Source organism: Streptomyces sp. Z423-1, from assembly GCF_013009255.1.
Lineage (GTDB): Bacteria > Actinomycetota > Actinomycetes > Streptomycetales > Streptomycetaceae > Streptomyces > Streptomyces gossypiisoli.
In genome coordinates this window covers 3,494,156-3,510,833 of the sequence record NZ_CP053109.1, presented here as the reverse complement: position 1 = coordinate 3,510,833, position 16,678 = coordinate 3,494,156, and the positions used below count along the sequence as shown (strand labels likewise).

The 16,678-nt window shown below is 70.9% G+C and carries 14 protein-coding genes and 1 riboswitch; of the genes, 8 read left to right on the top strand and 6 right to left on the bottom strand.

From position 1 onward, the window contains the following. Nucleotides 1-338: 338 nt before the first annotated feature. Nucleotides 339-695: a chorismate mutase gene (locus HJD23_RS15690; RefSeq protein WP_171117558.1), complete on the bottom strand. Its 357-nt coding sequence runs from the start codon at nucleotides 693-695 to the stop codon at nucleotides 339-341. A gap of 306 nt (nucleotides 696-1,001) precedes the next feature. Here HJD23_RS15690 and guaA point away from each other — a divergent pair, with 306 nt between their 5' ends. Next, the gene (guaA, locus tag HJD23_RS15685; RefSeq protein ID WP_171117560.1) at nucleotides 1,002-2,576 is read left to right on the top strand and encodes a glutamine-hydrolyzing GMP synthase; all 1,575 of its coding nucleotides are present in this window, start codon (nucleotides 1,002-1,004) and stop codon (nucleotides 2,574-2,576) included. A 17-nt stretch (nucleotides 2,577-2,593) separates the two neighbouring features. On the opposite strand, the gene HJD23_RS15680 is transcribed toward guaA, so the two are convergent. Continuing rightward, complete coding sequence (locus HJD23_RS15680; protein ID WP_171117561.1) at nucleotides 2,594-3,067, bottom strand: pyridoxamine 5'-phosphate oxidase family protein; 474 nt, start codon at nucleotides 3,065-3,067, stop codon at nucleotides 2,594-2,596. 96 nt (nucleotides 3,068-3,163) lie between these two features. On the opposite strand from HJD23_RS15680, the gene HJD23_RS15675 reads away from it, so the two are divergent. The 3 genes from HJD23_RS15675 (at nucleotide 3,164) to HJD23_RS15665 (ending at nucleotide 6,265) form a co-directional block, all read left to right on the top strand. Further along, nucleotides 3,164-3,958 carry a class II aldolase/adducin family protein gene (locus HJD23_RS15675; protein WP_171117563.1) on the top strand — a complete coding sequence of 265 codons (795 nt, stop codon included), beginning with the start codon at nucleotides 3,164-3,166 and terminating at the stop codon, nucleotides 3,956-3,958. Nucleotides 3,959-4,207: 249 nt separating this feature from the next. Then, nucleotides 4,208-5,503, top strand: coding sequence for a hypothetical protein (locus HJD23_RS15670; protein ID WP_171119166.1), 1,296 nt, complete (start codon nucleotides 4,208-4,210; stop codon nucleotides 5,501-5,503). 234 nt (nucleotides 5,504-5,737) lie between these two features. After that, a complete protein-coding gene (locus tag HJD23_RS15665) occupies nucleotides 5,738-6,265 on the top strand; it encodes a DoxX family protein (protein ID WP_171117564.1) in 528 nt (175 codons plus the stop codon). Nucleotides 6,266-6,507: 242 nt separating this feature from the next. Here the strand turns inward: HJD23_RS15665 and HJD23_RS15660 are convergent, their stop codons facing one another. Both HJD23_RS15660 and HJD23_RS15655 read right to left on the bottom strand, forming a co-directional pair. Next, on the bottom strand, nucleotides 6,508-6,729 hold the full coding sequence (locus HJD23_RS15660) for a hypothetical protein (protein WP_171117566.1): 222 nt from the start codon (nucleotides 6,727-6,729) through the stop codon (nucleotides 6,508-6,510). Continuing rightward, a complete protein-coding gene (locus HJD23_RS15655) occupies nucleotides 6,716-8,353 on the bottom strand; it encodes a PspC domain-containing protein (RefSeq protein ID WP_171117568.1) in 1,638 nt (545 codons plus the stop codon). Before HJD23_RS15655 ends, HJD23_RS15660 begins: the two co-directional genes overlap by 14 nt. 143 nt (nucleotides 8,354-8,496) lie before the next feature. Here HJD23_RS15655 and HJD23_RS15650 point away from each other — a divergent pair, with 143 nt between their 5' ends. Together HJD23_RS15650 and HJD23_RS15645 are read left to right on the top strand one after the other, a co-directional pair. After that, nucleotides 8,497-9,831, top strand: coding sequence for an ATP-binding protein (locus HJD23_RS15650; RefSeq protein ID WP_171117570.1), 1,335 nt, complete (start codon nucleotides 8,497-8,499; stop codon nucleotides 9,829-9,831). After that, nucleotides 9,828-10,574: a response regulator transcription factor gene (locus tag HJD23_RS15645; RefSeq protein ID WP_171117572.1), complete on the top strand. Its 747-nt coding sequence runs from the start codon at nucleotides 9,828-9,830 to the stop codon at nucleotides 10,572-10,574. Before HJD23_RS15650 ends, HJD23_RS15645 begins: the two co-directional genes overlap by 4 nt. Nucleotides 10,575-10,584: 10 nt before the next feature. Here HJD23_RS15645 and HJD23_RS15640 read toward each other — a convergent pair whose 3' ends face one another. After that, the gene (locus HJD23_RS15640; RefSeq protein WP_171117574.1) at nucleotides 10,585-11,652 is read right to left on the bottom strand and encodes a C40 family peptidase; all 1,068 of its coding nucleotides are present in this window, start codon (nucleotides 11,650-11,652) and stop codon (nucleotides 10,585-10,587) included. Between the two features lie 458 nt (nucleotides 11,653-12,110). Here HJD23_RS15640 and HJD23_RS15635 point away from each other — a divergent pair, with 458 nt between their 5' ends. Beyond that, nucleotides 12,111-12,464, top strand: a complete 354-nt coding sequence (locus HJD23_RS15635) for a hypothetical protein (RefSeq protein ID WP_171117576.1) — start codon at nucleotides 12,111-12,113, stop codon at nucleotides 12,462-12,464. A gap of 77 nt (nucleotides 12,465-12,541) precedes the next feature. Here HJD23_RS15635 and HJD23_RS15630 read toward each other — a convergent pair whose 3' ends face one another. Then, on the bottom strand, nucleotides 12,542-13,726 hold the full coding sequence (locus HJD23_RS15630; protein ID WP_171117578.1) for a C40 family peptidase: 1,185 nt from the start codon (nucleotides 13,724-13,726) through the stop codon (nucleotides 12,542-12,544). 7 nt (nucleotides 13,727-13,733) lie between these two features. After that, a riboswitch (cyclic di-AMP (ydaO/yuaA leader) is annotated at nucleotides 13,734-13,904 on the bottom strand. A 273-nt stretch (nucleotides 13,905-14,177) separates the two neighbouring features. Here HJD23_RS15630 and pcrA point away from each other — a divergent pair. Next, nucleotides 14,178-16,661 (top strand): DNA helicase PcrA, encoded by a 2,484-nt coding sequence (pcrA, locus tag HJD23_RS15625; RefSeq protein WP_171117580.1) that lies wholly within the window; start codon nucleotides 14,178-14,180, stop codon nucleotides 16,659-16,661. Nucleotides 16,662-16,678: the final 17 nt, after the last annotated feature.

The window sequence follows — 16,678 nt, the reverse complement described above, 5'->3', positions numbered from 1 at the left end:
TTCGTCAGCACCGGCGTCAGGGCAGCGCCGGTGCCTGGGCAGCGGCGCCGGGGGGTTGCACCGCTTGCCTCCGGATGGTCTCGGCCACATTTCCGCCGGTCGGCCCCGGGCGTCCCCGGAGCCGACCGTTCTCTTGGGTGACCGGGCTGCTGTCCCCTGCCGTCCGGTCACTTCCCTGGAGCGAGGTCCCACGACGCACGGCACACTCCGTACGTCTCATCGCTCCAGTGAGCCACGCGTGGTTCTTTCGGGCCCGCCCCTGGCTGGCACGGACATCGGGACCAACGAAGCGCGGCGGGCGGCGGTCACGTGCCGTACGGGTGAGAGGGGGTGCGAACTCAGATGCGACCCCTGCACAGTTCGAGAAGCGTCATGGCGAGGGCGGTGCCCGGCTTGCCGAGCTCCTGCCGGTAGCGGCCGAGCACCTCCATCTCCCGGGAGAGGTTCACGCGCCGGCCGCCGGAGGTGATGCGGGCTTCCTGGATCACGGTCGACACGGCCATCCGTTCCTGGATCAGCCCGATGATCCGGTCGTCGAGCGCGTCGATGCGTTCGCGTGCGCCGGTGATCAGCTCGGCGGCCTCGTCGGTGCGGGCGCCGGTCTTGTCGGTGGTGGTGGGGGTCTTGTCGGTGGCCGTGGGGGTTTTGGCGGTGGCCGTGGGGGTCTTGTCGGTGGCGGTGGCGGTGGTGGTCATGATCGGGGGCTCCTCGTCGGACGCGGCCCCGGAACGGACAAGGCCCGGAGAGCGCCAGGCGCCCCGGACCTTGTCGGCCCGGGGCGCCTGGGAAGTCGCTTGTCAGTTGCTCAAGCAGCACGACCATGGCAGCCGGCGGGCCGGTTGCCATAGGTAAAGAGGAAGGTCGGGTGCGTGAGCATGCGGTCAGTATGCCGTGGCCTTCGGTGACGGCCAAGCCGGTTCGCATCCTGAGACGGGAGCCACCTGTGGCAGCCCCGTTAGAATCGGTGGCACAGCCCCTTTCAAGCCGCCGGAAGGCAACCCGTGTCATCAGCGACCCCCGCCGCCCCCGACACCGTCCTGGTCGTCGACTTCGGTGCGCAGTACGCCCAGCTCATCGCCCGACGCGTCCGCGAGGCCCGGGTCTACAGCGAGATCGTGCCGAGCACCATGCCGGTCCGGGAGATGCTCGCCAAGAACCCGGCGGCGATCATCCTGTCCGGCGGCCCGTCGTCGGTGTACGAGAAGGGCGCGCCCCGCCTGGACCGCGAGATCTTCGAGTCCGGCGTCCCCGTCTTCGGCATGTGCTACGGCTTCCAGCTGATGGCCCAGGCCCTCGGCGGCACGGTCGACAACACCGGTGCCCGCGAGTACGGCCGTACCTCGCTGCACGTCTCCAAGTCGTCCTCCACCCTCTTCGAGGGCACCCCGGACGAGCAGGCCGTGTGGATGTCGCACGGCGACGCCTGTTCCGCCGCCCCCGCGGGCTTCAGCGTCACGGCCTCCACTGACGTCGTCCCGGTCGCCGCGTTCGAGAACGACGAGAAGAAGCTGTACGGCGTCCAGTACCACCCCGAGGTCATGCACTCCACGCACGGCCAGCAGGTATTGGAGCACTTCCTCTACCGCGGCGCGGGCCTGAGCCCGTCCTGGACCACCGGCAATGTGATCGATGAGCAGGTCGAGGCGATCCGCGCCCAGGTCGGCGACAAGCGCGCGATCTGCGGCCTGTCCGGCGGCGTGGACTCCGCCGTCGCCGCCGCCCTCGTGCAGAAGGCCATCGGCTCCCAGCTGACCTGCGTGTACGTGGACCACGGCCTGATGCGCAAGGGCGAGACCGAGCAGGTCGAGAAGGACTTCGTGGCCGCGACCGGCGTACAGCTGAAGGTCGTGGACGCGAGTGAGCGGTTCCTGTCCGCTCTGAAGGGGGTCTCCGACCCGGAGGAGAAGCGGAAGATCATCGGCCGGGAGTTCATCCGCGTCTTCGAGCAGGCGCAGGCCGAGATCATCGCGGACGAGGGTCCGGCGGTGGAGTTCCTGGTCCAGGGCACGCTGTACCCGGATGTGGTGGAGTCCGGCGGCGGCACCGGCACCGCCAACATCAAGTCCCACCACAACGTCGGCGGCCTCCCCGAGGACCTCGAGTTCAAGCTGATCGAGCCGCTGCGCAAGCTGTTCAAGGACGAGGTCCGGATGGTCGGCCAGGAGCTGGGCCTGCCGGAGGAGATCGTCCAGCGCCAGCCGTTCCCGGGACCGGGGCTGGGCATCCGTATCGTCGGCGAAGTGACGAAGGAGCGGCTCGACCTGCTCCGTGAGGCCGACGCCATCGCCCGCGAGGAGCTGACGGCGGCCGGCCTCGACCGGGACATCTGGCAGTGCCCGGTGGTGCTGCTCGCGGACGTCCGCTCCGTCGGCGTCCAGGGCGACGGCCGGACGTACGGCCACCCGATCGTGCTCCGCCCGGTCTCCTCCGAGGACGCCATGACGGCCGACTGGTCGCGCCTGCCGTACGACGTCCTCGCCCGGATCTCCACCCGGATCACCAACGAGGTGCGGGACGTCAACCGGGTCGTCCTCGACGTGACGTCGAAGCCGCCGGGGACGATCGAGTGGGAGTGAGCCCTGCGTGCGTTTGATCAGGTGCGCTTGATCGTGCGCAGGGATTCGCCGGGTTTCCAGAGCTGGACGACCAGATACGTGTCGTTCTCGACGTAGGTCCTGACGACCTCCGTCAGCTCGGTGCGGAAGAGGTGGAACAGCTCCGGCGGTTCCACCTCTTCGCCGTACGCGGCCTTGGTCCGCGCGTCCTCGACCTCGATCGCCCGCCCGGCGATCCGTACGTCACCGCCGCCCATCGACGTTCCCTCCCCGGGGTTCGCCTGGAGCGCGAAGCGCGGGTCGCGGCGCAGGTCCAGCGCCTTTCGCGAGTCCGGCATCATGCCGAGCCACAGCTCGCCGTTGAGGAACCGCACCTCGATCCCCGTGGTGCGCGGTGAACCGTCCTTGCGCAGGGTCGCGAGGACGTGGTGAGTGTGGGCGCCGAAGCGTTCCTCGACGGTCTTCGCCAGATCGGGTTCGGCGGCGGTGAAAGCCGCCCAGTTTGCTGCCATACGACGAGTGTGGCGGCGAAACCTGCGTAGCCCTGTTCTCCTGTGCTGACCGGGGGTAACTTCCGCTCCGTATCGGAACCCAGCGCCGGAGGACCCATGCCCGCGCCCACCCCGCCCCCGCCCCTGCCCACCGACCGGCTGCAGTTCGCGATGCCGCCGATGTACGAATCGGTCGACGACGATCGCCGGCACCGCAAGGAACGGCTCGCGGCGGCGCTGCGGATCTTCGGGCGGTACGGCTTCGAGGACGGCGTCTCCGGGCACATCACCGCCCGCGACCCCGAGTACACGAACTGCTTCTGGGTCAATCCGTTCGGGATGCCGTTCCAGCACGTCACGGTGAGCGACCTGGTGCTGGCCAACCAGGACGGGCAGGTCGTCGAGGGCCGCTACCACGTCAACCAGGCCGCCTTCACCGTGCACGCCCAGGTGCACGCCGCCCGCCCCGACGTCGTCGCCGTCGCCCACTGCCACTCCGTGCACGGCCGCGCCCTGTCCGCGCTCGGCGACCTGCTCGACCCGATCACCCAGGAGAGCTGCGCCTTCTACGAGGACCACGCGCTGTACGACACCTACTCCGGCGTCGCCGTCGATGCCGAGGAGGGCCGTCGTATCGCGGCCGCGCTCGGCTCCCACAAGGCCCTGGTGCTGCGCAACCACGGCCTGCTGACCGTCGGCGACTCGGTGGACGCGGCGGCCTGGTGGTTTCTGTCCATGGAGCGCTCCTGCCAGGTGCAACTGACCGCGAAGGCGGCGGGCCGCCCGATCCTGATCGACCACAAGCAGGCGGTCGCGACGCGGGAGCAGTTGGGCGGGGATCTGGTCGCGTGGATCAACTACCAGCCGCTGTGGCAGGACATCACGCGCCGAGAACCCGACCTGCTGTCCTAGCGGGTTGCCCGTATGTCTCCTGTCACGCCGGATGATCCCTGACGTACGGGAATTCTCGCAGCCGGGTCAACACGGCGACCGTCCGTTCACCCACGCTGACAGAGCTGCCCGGACCTGACGGACGCGTACCGGGTGGCGTAGGGCACAATTCGCTGACGTCGCGGGGGAGTCGTACAACGTCGCGGCGGCTCCCGGACGAGTCGGGCAGCCGAGTGGGGCATGGGGATGCGCGGAAGGCAGGCGTCGGGCGTGGCGGTGCAGGAGGCGAGGCAGGGCGCGGAGGCGCGCACGGGCGCGTTCGGGAGCGCTCATGACGGTGGCTGCACCTGCGGGGACTGTCCGCACGGGGCGCGTGCGGGGCACCGGCGGGCGGTGGCCGAATTCCTGCTGAAGCGTGATGAGTTCGCGGCCGGGCAGGGTCTGCCTGCGGCCGTGGCCCACTCGGCTTCGGCCTCCCGCCAGTGGGTCTCCGACGAACTGACCCAGTCCGCGGCGGCGGTCGCCGAACGCGCCCGCGCCGAGGGCGAGGCCTGGCTGTCCCGCCTGTGGCGCCGCACGGCGTGCACGGTGTGGGCGCTGGTCCTGCTGTTGCTGCTGGTGCAGTCGCTGACGGCGATCGGTACGGGCTGGACGACGGCCCGTACCGCCGGGCTGCTCGCGGCGCTGCTGGTCGCGGCGGCACTGACGGCGGCCTCCTTCTTCCACCGGGCACGGGGTGGCGTACTGGCCCCGGTCATCGGCGAGGACAACCGCCTGTCCACGTCCCGCGCCGTTGCGGCGATGTGGGTGCTGTTCGTGGCGTATGCGGTCCTGGTGCTGGCGGGGCAGCTGGCGGCCGCCTCTGCACCCGGCGCGCGCGACGAGCTGATCGCCGGGCTCGAACTCGCCCGTGGCGCCGGGGTGGTGACCGTCCTCGCCGTGGCCTGCGGGATCGCCGTGCTGGTACGGCGGGTGGTCGGCCTGCGCGTGCTCGGACAGCGGTTGCAGAAGGTCCGCGCGGACCGGCCGAGGGCGGCCGATCTGCTGACGGACGACTCGGGGCGGGGCACCTTCGCCGACATCCAGTACGTCGTGATCAGCGCCGTCGCCCTGGTGTTCGCGTCCGTGCGGCTGGCGCGTCGGCCCGACCAGCTGCCCGACCTGCCGTGGGGGCTGGCGGTGGTGGTACTGGTGTCGGCGGCCACCTACCTCGCCGGCAAGTACGCCGAGGGCGGCCGCCCTGTCGTACTCTCCGTCGTCCGCTCCCGCGAGGCCGGTGATCTGGACGCGCCCATCCGCACCGGCGAGGACATCGAAATCCGCGGCGCGGGCTTCGTCCCGCCGGGTGCCGGCACCGCCGATCGCCTCTCCCGCATGGTCGTCCGCATCGGCCCGGTCCACGTCCACGTCCCCCTGGTCCCGGTCACCGGCGGCTTCAGCAACCCGACGGACACTCTGCTGACCGTGCCGGTACCGGCGGAGGTGGAGCCCGGGCGGGTGGAGGTGCGGGTGGTCACGGCGGCGGGGGCGGAGACGAACGCGTATGTGATCGAGGTGACGGAGTGAGGCTGAGCTGGGGCTGATCGGGTGTCGTTGGCCCGGTTGGCCTGTGGTCGGCCTGTGGTTGCCTGAGGGGCTCGGCCTGACCTGACCTCGGCTTATGAAGGCGCACCCGGGACGGCGGCCGACCTTTGCCAAATCCGTCCGGAACGTGAATGAGCGGGTCCTTCCTTTCGTACGTATGGTCTTTTGAGGGGCAGGCTAGCGACGGCACGGCGTGCGAGAGGCGGCTATGCAGTGATGACTCACGGTGTTCGTACAGAGACGCACAGCGCCCACTACAACGGCGGCCGTGCCGACTGGCGGGACACCGCCACCCGCTATGCCCTCCTTCCCCTCCGGGTCTTCCTCGGCATCACCTTCATCTACGCCGGGCTCGACAAACTCACCGACAGCGCGTTCATGCAGGAAGCCGGTGCCGGCTCCATCGGCGACACGATGCGCACCGTCCGGGACTCCTCGGCCATCCCGGCCCTGGTCGACCTGGCCCTGGAGAACCCCGTCGCCTTCGGCTACGCCATCGCCGGCGGCGAACTCGCCGTCGGTATCGGCACCCTCCTCGGCCTCCTCACCCGCCTCGCCGCCCTCGGCGGCGCGCTGATCTCCCTCAGCCTCTGGCTCACCGTGAGCTGGGCCTCCGACCCGTACTACTACGGCAACGACCTCGCCTACCTGATGGCCTGGCTCCCCCTCGTCCTCGCCGGCGCCCCGTTCCTCTCCCTGGACGCGACCCTCCGCTCCCGACGGCGACGGCGGGCGTATCGCTAGCACGGGGTCAGGGGGGGGGCTGGGTAGCTGGCTGTTGGGTGCGGTTGCCTGCTGGGGCGGTTGGCGGTTGGGGGCTAGGTGCGGTTGTCTGCCGGGGTGGCTGGGCGGTTGGGGGCTGAGTGCTGTTTGCCTGCCGGGGTGAGCCATCCCCCTCGCGTCCAAGCCCGACGGCGGCCCGGAACGGGCCTGCCCCTGGTCCTCGCCTTCGCCTTCGCGTCCGCCCCCACGCGACCCGGGCGGCCCTAAGCCTCGCCCCGGCCTTCCCGGCGTGCCCCACGGCGGCGTATGCCTCGGCCCAGCATTCCCGCAACGGCGGCCAGACACAGACCGCCCACCATCAGGGGGAACGCCGCGAACCACGGTGTCTCCCAGGCGCCACCCGCGTCGCCGGCGTACGTGACGCCAGCCACGGTGATGACGGCCCCGGCCACCAGCCGTCCCGGCTGGAACTCATGACGCAGCACGGCTCACCTCCACCTGACCGACGCCCACCTTGAGGTCGAGGTCGACCGTGCCGACGCTCTCCACGCCCGGCGCCGGATCCAGCGTCACCTCCCGGTACTTGCCCGGCTCCACATCCACGTCCTGCTTCTGCTCGCCCGGCAGCTGGATGTCACCCACCCCCACATCGATGTTCGCCTTCACAGTCACGTCCGGCGGCACGATCACCCGCAGTTGGCCCACGCCCACCTCGGCGTCCGTGGACACCGTCTGGCCCTTGGCCGGGTTCAGCCGGGTCAGGTCCAGGGTGCCGACGCCGGTGCCGAGGTCGTACTTCCGCTCCACGTCGGCCACCGCGGCCGGCCGCCACGTCGTGCGTATCCACTCCGTGCCGATGTTCTTGGGCAGCGCCGCCGCCCCGGCGAGCAGCCCCGCCGTGATGACAGCCAGGAAGATCGACCCCGCTCCCGTACGCCCAAGGAACGCGCTGACGACGATGCCCAGTCCGATGACGGCGAGCGCGCAGGCGAGGCCGGTCTGCAGGCTGGTGCCGAGCGGTTGCTCCTGCCAGGTCGCGCGTGTGCCGATGGCGCCCGCCAGGAGCGCGAGCAGGAAGACCCAGCCGCCTATCCAGCGCGGGCCGCGCGGTTTCGGCGGCGCCGTGCGCTGGGCGAGCGGGGCCTGGGGGCCGGTGTCCGTACCGAGGCTGATGTTGACGGCCGCCGCGATGTCCCGGTCGCGTGATTCGCTGGGGCCCCACAGATAGCCGGTGCCGCCGACGTGCGTGCCGTCCTTGACGATCGGGTCCCGCCACCAGGAGGGGTAGGCGGTGGGGACCGGCGGCGCCTGGGCCTCCGGCGGGGCGTCGGCGACGGCCTGCGCCGCCAGCGGGTCGGGGTCGTGAGCGCCCCGGCGCTGCGACCAGTAACCGGCGCCCGCGAGGAGGAGGGAGAGGACGACGGCGAAGGTCAGCACACCGCCGTTGTTCAGCAGTGTCAGGAAGACACCGCAGCCGACCAGCGCGAACAGCACGGCGGTGAGGGCCTGCCCGTCGACACGGCCGGTCAGGAGCTTGCGGACCTCGTTCTCGTCCTCGTCGTCGTACGGGACGAAGAGCCAGGCGAAGCCGTAGAAGATGAGACCGATACCGCCGGTCGCGGAGAGCACGGCGAGGGTGATCCGGAAGATCACCGGATCCATGTCGCACTGCCGCCCCAGGCCGGCGCACACCCCCGCGAACATCTTGTGCCGCCGATCCCGCCGGAACTTGTGTGGCGGCTCCAGCGTCATGGGCCCATCGGGCGCCGCGGTCGCTCCGGGCTCGCCGGTCGCTCCGGGCTCGCCGCGTGCTCCGGGCTCGCTGGGTGCTCTGGACTCGCCGGGGGCTCCAGGTCCGCCGGGCATGCCCGAGGCTCCGGGGACGCCGGAGTCACCGGGGACGCCGGGATCACCAGGCACGCCGGGATCACCGGGCAGGCCAGCGTCACCGGGCACGCCTGCCCCGCTTCCGGAACTCGTGCTGCTTTTGCCGTGTGCGCCCGCGCCCGCGTGCGCGCGCGGTTCCTCACCTGCGGCGGTCGCGGCCGCAGCGTCGGACGCGGTGCCCGCGTCGGGCACGGCATCCGCGGCGTGCTGGTGATCAGTCATGGGTCCATGGTGACGGTCGAGCCGCCGCCGCGGGAGTCGGAATGACCCTGGCCGGACCCTGATATCACCCCTGAGCCGAGGCCGGGGAGGCGTTCGACGGACCGGCCCGTCGAAGATCAGGGGAGTCTCGGGGGTCGACCCTGATGCTCCGGCCGGCCTGCCGTGTGACCATCAATGGCATGCCGGAAGCCGCAACCGCAGCAGCGCCACTCGACGAACCGCGGCCGCCGCGCAAGCTCTACCGCAGCAGTGACGGACGCTGGCTCGGTGGCGTGGCGCGGGGGCTCGCCGGGCATCTCGGCCTGCCCGTGATCTGGGTGCGCCTGGTGTTCGTCGGTCTGTTCATGGCCGACGGCCTCGGCGCGCTGCTCTACGCCGCCTTCTGGTTCTTCGTGCCCCTCGGCGTCGGCGGCGTCGAGGCACAGAAGCCGCCGTCCCTGGTCACCACCGAGACCTCCGCCGACGGCCGCAAGAGACTCGTGGCCCGCAAGCCGGACAAGGGCCAGATCGTCGCTCTGCTCCTCATGGTCGTCGTGGCCATGGTCTTCGTGGGCAATGTGAACCTGGGCCGCGGCGCCCAGGCCTACCTCCTGCCGACCGTGCTGGTCGGCGCCGGTGTCGCCCTGGTGTGGCGCCAGGCGGACAACGCCCGCCGGGCCCGCTGGGTCGAGGTCGGCCGCCGCAAGCGCACCCTCACCCTGCTGCGCGCGGTGGCCGGCGTCCTGCTGGTCACGACCGGCGTCACCGGCGTCTTCGTGCTCCAGGGCTCCGCCGCCCACCTCGGCTCCGTCCTGCAGGCGGCCCTCGCGGTGCTCGTCGGCATAACGCTCCTCGCCGGTCCGTACCTCGTCCGTATGACCCAGGACCTGTCCGAAGAGCGCCTGATGCGGATCCGCGCCCAGGAGCGCGCGGAGGTCGCGGCCCACGTCCACGACTCGGTGCTGCACACCCTGACGCTGATACAGCGCAACGCGGACAACCCCAACGAGGTGCGCCGCCTCGCCCGCGCCCAGGAGCGCGACCTGCGCACCTGGCTCTACAAACCGGAGGGCACCGGCAAGGACGAGGCCGACGAGCCGACCACGCTCGCCGACGCGGTACGGCGCAACGCCGCGGAGGTGGAGGACAAGCACGGCGTACCCATAGAGGTCGTCGTGGTCGGCGACTGCCCGCTCGACGAGAAGATCGGCGCACAGATGCAAGCCGGGCGCGAGGCGATGGTGAACGCCGCCAAGTACGGTGGCGAGGGCGGCGCCGTGCAGGTCTACGCCGAAGTCGAGGGAAAGACGGTCTTCGTGTCCGTCCGGGACCGCGGTCCCGGCTTCGACCTCGACTCGATACCCGCCGACCGCATGGGCGTCAGAGAATCGATCATCGGCCGCATGGAGCGCAATGGCGGTACGGCCCGGCTGCGGGCGGTGCCGGACGGCGGCACGGAGGTCGAGCTGGAGATGGAGAGGGCGGAGAAGACGTCATGAGCGACCCGACCGAGGCGAACGGGACGGCGGGAGCGGAGGAGGCGGCCGAGCCCGCACAGACGCCGGGCGGCGGAGCGGGACGACGGCACGTGCGCGTCGTCCTCGTCGACGACCACCGGATGTTCCGTACGGGTGTGCAGGCCGAGATCGGCCAGACCGAGCAGACCGGCGTCGAGGTCGTCGGCGAGGCCGCGGACGTCGACCAGGCGGTCACGGTCATCACCGCGACCCGGCCCGAGGTGGTGCTCCTGGACGTGCACCTCCCGGGTGGCGGCGGGGTCGAAGTGCTGCGCCGCTGCGCCACCTTGATGGCCGACGCCGAGCAGCCGGTCCGATTCCTCGCCCTGTCCGTCTCGGACGCGGCGGAGGACGTGATCGGCGTGATCCGCGGCGGCGCGCGGGGGTACGTCACGAAGACGATCACCGGCACGGACCTGGTCGACTCGATCTTCCGGGTCCAGGAGGGCGACGCGGTCTTCTCACCGCGTCTGGCCGGCTTCGTCCTCGACGCCTTCGCCTCCACCGACGCCCCACCGGTCGACGAGGACCTGGACCGACTCACCCAGCGTGAGCGGGAGGTCCTGCGCCTCATCGCCCGTGGCTACGCGTACAAGGAGATCGCCAAGCAGCTGTACATCTCCGTGAAGACGGTCGAGTCCCACGTCTCGGCGGTTCTGAGAAAGCTCCAGCTCTCCAACCGGCACGAGCTGACGCGGTGGGCGACGGCCCGACGCCTGGTGTGACGGCCGCGCGTCAGACCACCCGGGTCGCCCCGGCGAACGGCATCTCGTCGAGCGGGGCCAGGCGGACCGGAGCCGAGGGGTTGGGCGCGTGGATCATCTGGCCGTTGCCGACATAGAGGCCGACGTGGCTGATGCCGGAGTAGAAGAACACCAGGTCGCCCGGGAGTAGTTCGGAGCGTGAGACGCGGCGGCCCGCGTCGATCTGGGCGTAGGTGGTGCGGGGCAGGGAGACCCCGGCGGAGCGGTAGGCCGCCTGGATCAGGCCCGAGCAGTCGAAGGCGTTGGGACCGGTGGCGCCCCAGACGTAGGGGCTGCCGAGCTTCTGGTAGGCGTACGAGACGGCGGCCGCGGCGCGGGAGTTGGGCGCCGTCGCCGTGGCGGACCCGGGCGCCTGGAGGCTGTCGCGGCCGGACGCCGAGGCGCGTGAGGCGCGGTCGGTGCCGTCGCCCGGCGCGAGCCGGGCCCGCTCCTCGGCCGTCAGCCGGGACAGCAGCCGCCGTGCCTCGTCCAGCTTGCCGGTGACGGTCTTCTTGTGCCGGTTCAGTTCGGCCTGCCGTGACTGGAGCGAGGCCAGTTCGACGCGTGCGGCGCCGCGCAGCTGCTCGATCTCCCGCAGCTGCCGGCGTACGCGTGCGACGGCGGCCGCCTGCCGGTCACTCGCGCGTTCGGCGAAGGCGGCGCCGTCGAGGTACTGGTCGGGGTCGTCGGAGAGGGCGAGTTGCAGGGCGGGGTCGAGGCCGCCGTCCCGGTACTGGGCGGCGGCGTACGAACCGAGCGCGTCGCGGGCGGAGTTGAGCCGGTCCTCCTTGCGGGCCGCCTCGTCCTGCAGGGTGCTCAGCCGTTTCTGCGCCGCGTCGGCCTGCTCCTTGGCGCCGTTGTACTTCTGGGTGGCGACCTCCGCCTCCTGGTACAGCTTGTCCACCTTGGCCTTGACCTGCCCCGGCGTCAGCTGGGGCTCGGCGTGGCCGGTCCCGTCGAGGCCCGTGGCGGTCGCCGCGCCCGCGAGGGCGATCGTCGCCGCGGTACGGGCCTTGGTGCCGTGGGCCGAGCGTTGTCGGGGCTTGCGGTGCGCTGCCACGTGGACTGCACGTCCTTTCCTGCGACTCGGGCGACCGCCGTGTGCGTACGGCCACCGGGTGGACGTACGACCGCCGGGCGGCGGCTTACGCGTCCGGCGGCGCCCCGGACAGGGGATGCGGGGCGCCGCCGGACCTTCTCGGCGGTGGTGCCCGGCTGCCGCCCCTGGCCATGGGCGGCGGTGGGGAGCCGGTCACCTGGTGGAGGACGCTAGACCCGGGTGTGTCGGCGCGGTGACGCCTTGTGCGGAAGTGACGACAGGGGATCGGTGGGTGACCATATGTGATCGTGATCCCGTTTCTGGGTCGTCGTCTTCACGCAGCGCGATGACCGATGCGGCGATTCCGGGGGCGGGTGCGAGGGTCGGGGTGCTATGGCGCGCATATATGCAGTCACCGTGTGCTCCACGGGCGGCCCGGTGTCGGGTGGCCCGGAACCCCCTGATTAGGCTCCGGCCCCATGGACGTACTCATCCACCTCTTCGTCGGCCTGCACATCATCGGCATCGCCTCGCTGCTCGGTGGTTTCCTCACCCAGATGAAGGCGATGGGCCAGGGCACCGCACGATTCGTCCCGGCGATGCTGCACGGCGCGCTGACCATGCTGGTCACCGGCGTGATCCTGGTCGGCCTCAACCAGGCCGACGACCAGCCCGTCAACAACATCAAGATCGGCGTGAAGCTGGCCCTGCTGATCGTGATCCTCGGCCTCGTCTATGTGAAGCGGGACGAGGAGAAGGTGGACAAGGGCATGTTCGGGCTGGTGGGCCTGCTGACCACGGCGAACATCTTCATCGCCGTGCTCTGGACCTGACGTCCTGCCGCACGCGCGCGTACCACGGAAACCGCCGTACGCGCGCGTGCCCCTCAGCCGCCTTTCGGCGCCGGTTGTCAGGCCGGGCGGACGACGCTGTGGATGGAGGACTCGCCGTCGTAGTAGACCGACTCCTCGCGGACGTACGTGCCCGGCTTCGGGGCGTGGATCATCATGCCGTTGCCGATGTAGAGGCCGACGTGCGTGACGTCGTCGTAGAAGAAGATCAGGTCACCCGGCTGGGCGGCGGCGATGGAGACCGTCGTGCCGGCGTCGACCTGGTCGTAGGTGGTGCGGGGCAGGCTGACGCCGGCCGCCTTCCACGCGGCCTGGGTGAGGCCGGAGCAGTCGTAGGAGTCGGGGCCGGTGGCGCCCCAGACGTACGGCTTGCCGATCTGCGCGCGGGCGAAGGCGAGCGCCTTCTCGGCCTTGGTGGCGTACGCGGAGTCCGACACGGAGGTGCCGGAGCCGGACTCGTTGCCCGTGCCGGCTGAGGCACCGCCGCCGGCCGACTCCTGCTCCTGCTGCTGCGCCGCCTCCTGGCGTCGCTGTTCCTCCGCCTGCTGGCGGGCGAGCTCGGCGGCCTTGCGCTCGGCCTCCTCCTGCTTCTGCTTCTCGATCGCCGCGAGGCGGGCCTTCTCCTCGGCGGTCAGCTTCGACAGCAGTTCGCGCGCGTCGGCGAGCTTCTTCTGGACGGTGGCCTTGGCCGTCTGCAAGTCGCTCTGCGACTCGGTGAGCCGTGCCAGGCTCTCGGTGGCCTCCTGGCGCTTCTGCATCGTCGCCGACTGCTCGGTGAAGTACTCGTGGACCGCGTCCTTCTGACGGCTGGTCAGCCGACCCATCAGCTGGGTCTGGTCGAAGTAGTCCTGCGGGGAGTCGGCGAGCAGGAAGGTGGCGGTGTCGGGGACGGACGCGCCGGTGCGGTACTGGGCGGCGGCGTACGTCCCCAGCTCCTCACGCGCCTCGTTGAGCTTCTGCGTGCGCTGGGCGACGTCGTCCAGGAGGGCGTCGACGCGCTTGCGCTGCTTCGCGGTCTTCTCCTTGGCCGCGTTGTACTTCTCGGTCGCCGACTCCGCCTGGCGGTAGAGGTCGTCGACCTTTTTCTCGACCTCTTCGAGACTCGGATTGTCGTCGGCCGAGGGTGCGGCGTTGGCGGTCTGGGAGAGCAGAGCCACGGAGGTCAGGGCAGCGGTGGCGAGGGCGGGGGTCCGTATGCCTGCTACGCGCGCGCCCGTGGGGCGCGACTTGCGGTGCGACGCCAAAGGAGGCGACTCCTTCCATGTGCCGCCTACCGGGTTAGCTGTCGGGTTCGGGCGGGTGGTTCGGAAGGGTTGCCCTACGGTCCGCTCCCGGTAAGGGAGTTTGACCGATTCACCCCAAGTTCGGTTGGGTCCCCGGCTCCGGCTGCCTCAGGCGCACCGGACTCGGCGGAGGCCGCGCGGCCCGGCGACGTTCGCCGGTGGGGGTCGTGCGGCCTGACCGGCACGGTAGCCAACTCGTGTGGCCCGTGTGAAGGTTGGTGGGTGATATGCCCGATACATTTTCGTGACCTTTAGTCAGCCATTACGGCCCGCGTGAGATCGTGTTCGGACGGTGAGCGCCTGGCCGGTGGGGGCCGGGCGTTAATGGGGTGGGCAAGATCGTCGGCTTTCCCGGCCGGGATTTCCGGGGCGGCCGCGGGTTGTCAGTGGGGAGCCCTAGACTCGGAGAGCGATGAGCAGCCTCTTTGACGACAGCTTCCTGGCGGACCTCCAGGCCCCACGGGCCCACGAGGAGCCTCCGCCGCCGCCCGAGGACGATCACACTCCGGAGTCGATTCCGGACGATCTGTTCGGCGGGAAGTTCGACGTGCCCCCGGACCGGGACGCCTACTACCGCGACGGCGCCCCGCGCCCGGCCATGGACTCCGCCGCGCTCCTGGAGGGGCTGAACGACAACCAGCGTGCCGCCGTCGTCCACTCCGGCTCGCCCCTGCTCATCGTGGCCGGTGCCGGCTCCGGCAAGACGCGCGTCCTCACCCACCGCATCGCCTACCTCCTCGCCGAGCGCGGGGTGCACCCGGGCCAGATCCTCGCCATCACCTTCACCAACAAGGCGGCGGGCGAGATGAAGGAGCGCGTCGAGCAGCTCGTCGGCCCGCGCGCCCACGCGATGTGGGTGATGACCTTCCACAGCGCCTGTGTGCGCATCCTGCGCCGGGAGTCCAAGAAGCTCGGCTTCACCTCGTCCTTCTCGATCTATGATGCCGCCGACAGCAAGCGCCTGATGGCCCTGGTCTGCCGCGACCTGGACCTCGACCCCAAGCGCTTCCCGCCCAAGTCCTTCAGCGCCAAGATCAGCAACCTCAAGAACGAGCTGATCGACGAGGAGGACTTCGCCGCCCAGGCCGCAGACGGCTTCGAGAAGACCCTCGCCCAGGCGTACGCGCTGTACCAGTCACGCCTGCGTGAGGCGAATGCCCTCGACTTCGACGACCTGATCATGACGACGGTCAACCTGCTCCGCGCCTTCCCGGACGTCGCCGAGCACTACCGCCGCCGCTTCCGGCACGTCCTGGTCGACGAGTACCAGGACACCAACCACGCCCAGTACGCCCTCGTCCGCGAGCTCGTCGGCACCGGCGAGCGTGCCGCCGAGGACATCGACGTACCGCCCGGCGAGGACGACCTGGCGCCCGCCGAGCTGTGCGTGGTGGGTGACGCCGACCAGTCGATCTACGCCTTCCGCGGCGCGACCATCCGCAACATCCTCCAGTTCGAGGAGGACTACCCGGACGCGACGACGATCCTGCTGGAGCAGAACTACCGCTCCACGCAGACGATCCTCTCCGCAGCCAACGCGGTCATCGAGCGCAACGAGTCCCGCCGCCCCAAGAACCTGTGGACCAACGCGGGCGCGGGCGCGCGCATCACCGGCTATGTCGCCGACACCGAGCACGACGAGGCGCAGTTCGTCGCCGACGAGATAGACCGCCTCACGGACGCGGGCGAGGCGAAGGCCGGCGACGTCGCCGTCTTCTACCGGACGAACGCCCAGTCCCGTGTCTTCGAGGAGATCTTCATCCGCGTCGGACTGCCCTACAAGGTCGTCGGCGGTGTCCGCTTCTACGAGCGCAAGGAGGTCCGGGACGTCCTGGCCTACCTGCGGGTGCTGGCCAACCCGGAGGACTCGGTCCCGCTGCGCCGGATCCTCAACGTGCCCAAGCGAGGCATCGGCGACCGCGCCGAGGCGATGATCGACGCCCTCTCCCAGCGCGAGAAGATCAGCTTCCCGCAGGCGCTCAAGCGGGTCGACGAGGCCTACGGCATGGCCGCGCGGTCGACGAACGCGGTGAAGCGGTTCAACACGCTGATGGAGGACCTCCGTACGATCGTCGACTCCGGCGCCGGCCCGGCGACGATCCTGGAGGCCGTGCTCGAACGCACCGGCTACCTCGCCGAGTTGCAGGCCTCCACCGACCCGCAGGACGAGACCCGGATCGAGAACCTCCAGGAACTCGCCGCTGTCGCCCTGGAGTTCGAGCAGGAGCGCGGCGAGGGCGAGGCGGGCACGCTGGCCGACTTCCTGGAGCAGGTCGCGCTGGTCGCCGACTCCGACCAGATCCCGGACGAGGAGGAGGGCGAAGGCGTCATCACGCTGATGACCCTGCACACCGCCAAGGGCCTGGAGTTCCCGGTCGTCTTCCTCACCGGCATGGAGGACGGCGTCTTCCCACACATGCGCGCCCTCGGCCAGACCAAGGAACTGGAGGAGGAGCGCCGCCTGGCGTACGTCGGCATCACCCGCGCGCGGGAGCGGCTGTACCTCACGCGGTCGGCGATGCGCAGCGCCTGGGGCCAGCCGCAGTACAACCCGCCGTCCCGCTTCCTGGAGGAGATCCCCGCGGCGCACGTGGACTGGAAACGGACGGGCGCCTCCGCGGCCCCCGCCGGCCGGGTCTCGGGCGTGGCGGCCTCCCTGTCCTCGTCCCGCTCGCGCTCCTCGGCGTCGGGCGCGTCCGGGTTCGCCACACGGCGGACGGCCGAGCAGCCGGTGGTCGGGCTGGCGGTGGGGGACCGGGTGACGCACGACCAGTTCGGGCTCGGCACCGTCGTCGCGGTGAAGGGCACGGGCGCGAACGCCGAGGCGACGATCGACTTCGGGGACGCGAAGCCGAAGCGGCTGCTGCTGCGGTACGCGCCGGTGGAGAAGCTCTAGAAGCAGGGGAACGGGGG

Bases quoted from the DNA above. Each gene is read 5' to 3' on its own strand.
- HJD23_RS15690 (WP_171117558.1), bottom strand. From the start codon at position 695: ATGACCACCACCGCCACCGCCACCGACAAGACCCCCACGGCCACCGCC.
- HJD23_RS15680 (WP_171117561.1), bottom strand. From the start codon at position 3,067: ATGGCAGCAAACTGGGCGGCTTTCACCGCCGCCGAACCCGATCTGGCG.
- HJD23_RS15675 (WP_171117563.1), top strand. From the start codon at position 3,164: ATGCCCGCGCCCACCCCGCCCCCGCCCCTGCCCACCGACCGGCTGCAG.
- HJD23_RS15665 (WP_171117564.1), top strand. From the start codon at position 5,738: ATGACTCACGGTGTTCGTACAGAGACGCACAGCGCCCACTACAACGGC.
- HJD23_RS15655 (WP_171117568.1), bottom strand. From the start codon at position 8,353: ATGACTGATCACCAGCACGCCGCGGATGCCGTGCCCGACGCGGGCACC.
- HJD23_RS15650 (WP_171117570.1), top strand. From the start codon at position 8,497: ATGCTCCGGCCGGCCTGCCGTGTGACCATCAATGGCATGCCGGAAGCC.
- HJD23_RS15645 (WP_171117572.1), top strand. From the start codon at position 9,828: ATGAGCGACCCGACCGAGGCGAACGGGACGGCGGGAGCGGAGGAGGCG.
- HJD23_RS15635 (WP_171117576.1), top strand. From the start codon at position 12,111: ATGGACGTACTCATCCACCTCTTCGTCGGCCTGCACATCATCGGCATC.
- pcrA (WP_171117580.1), top strand. From the start codon at position 14,178: ATGAGCAGCCTCTTTGACGACAGCTTCCTGGCGGACCTCCAGGCCCCA.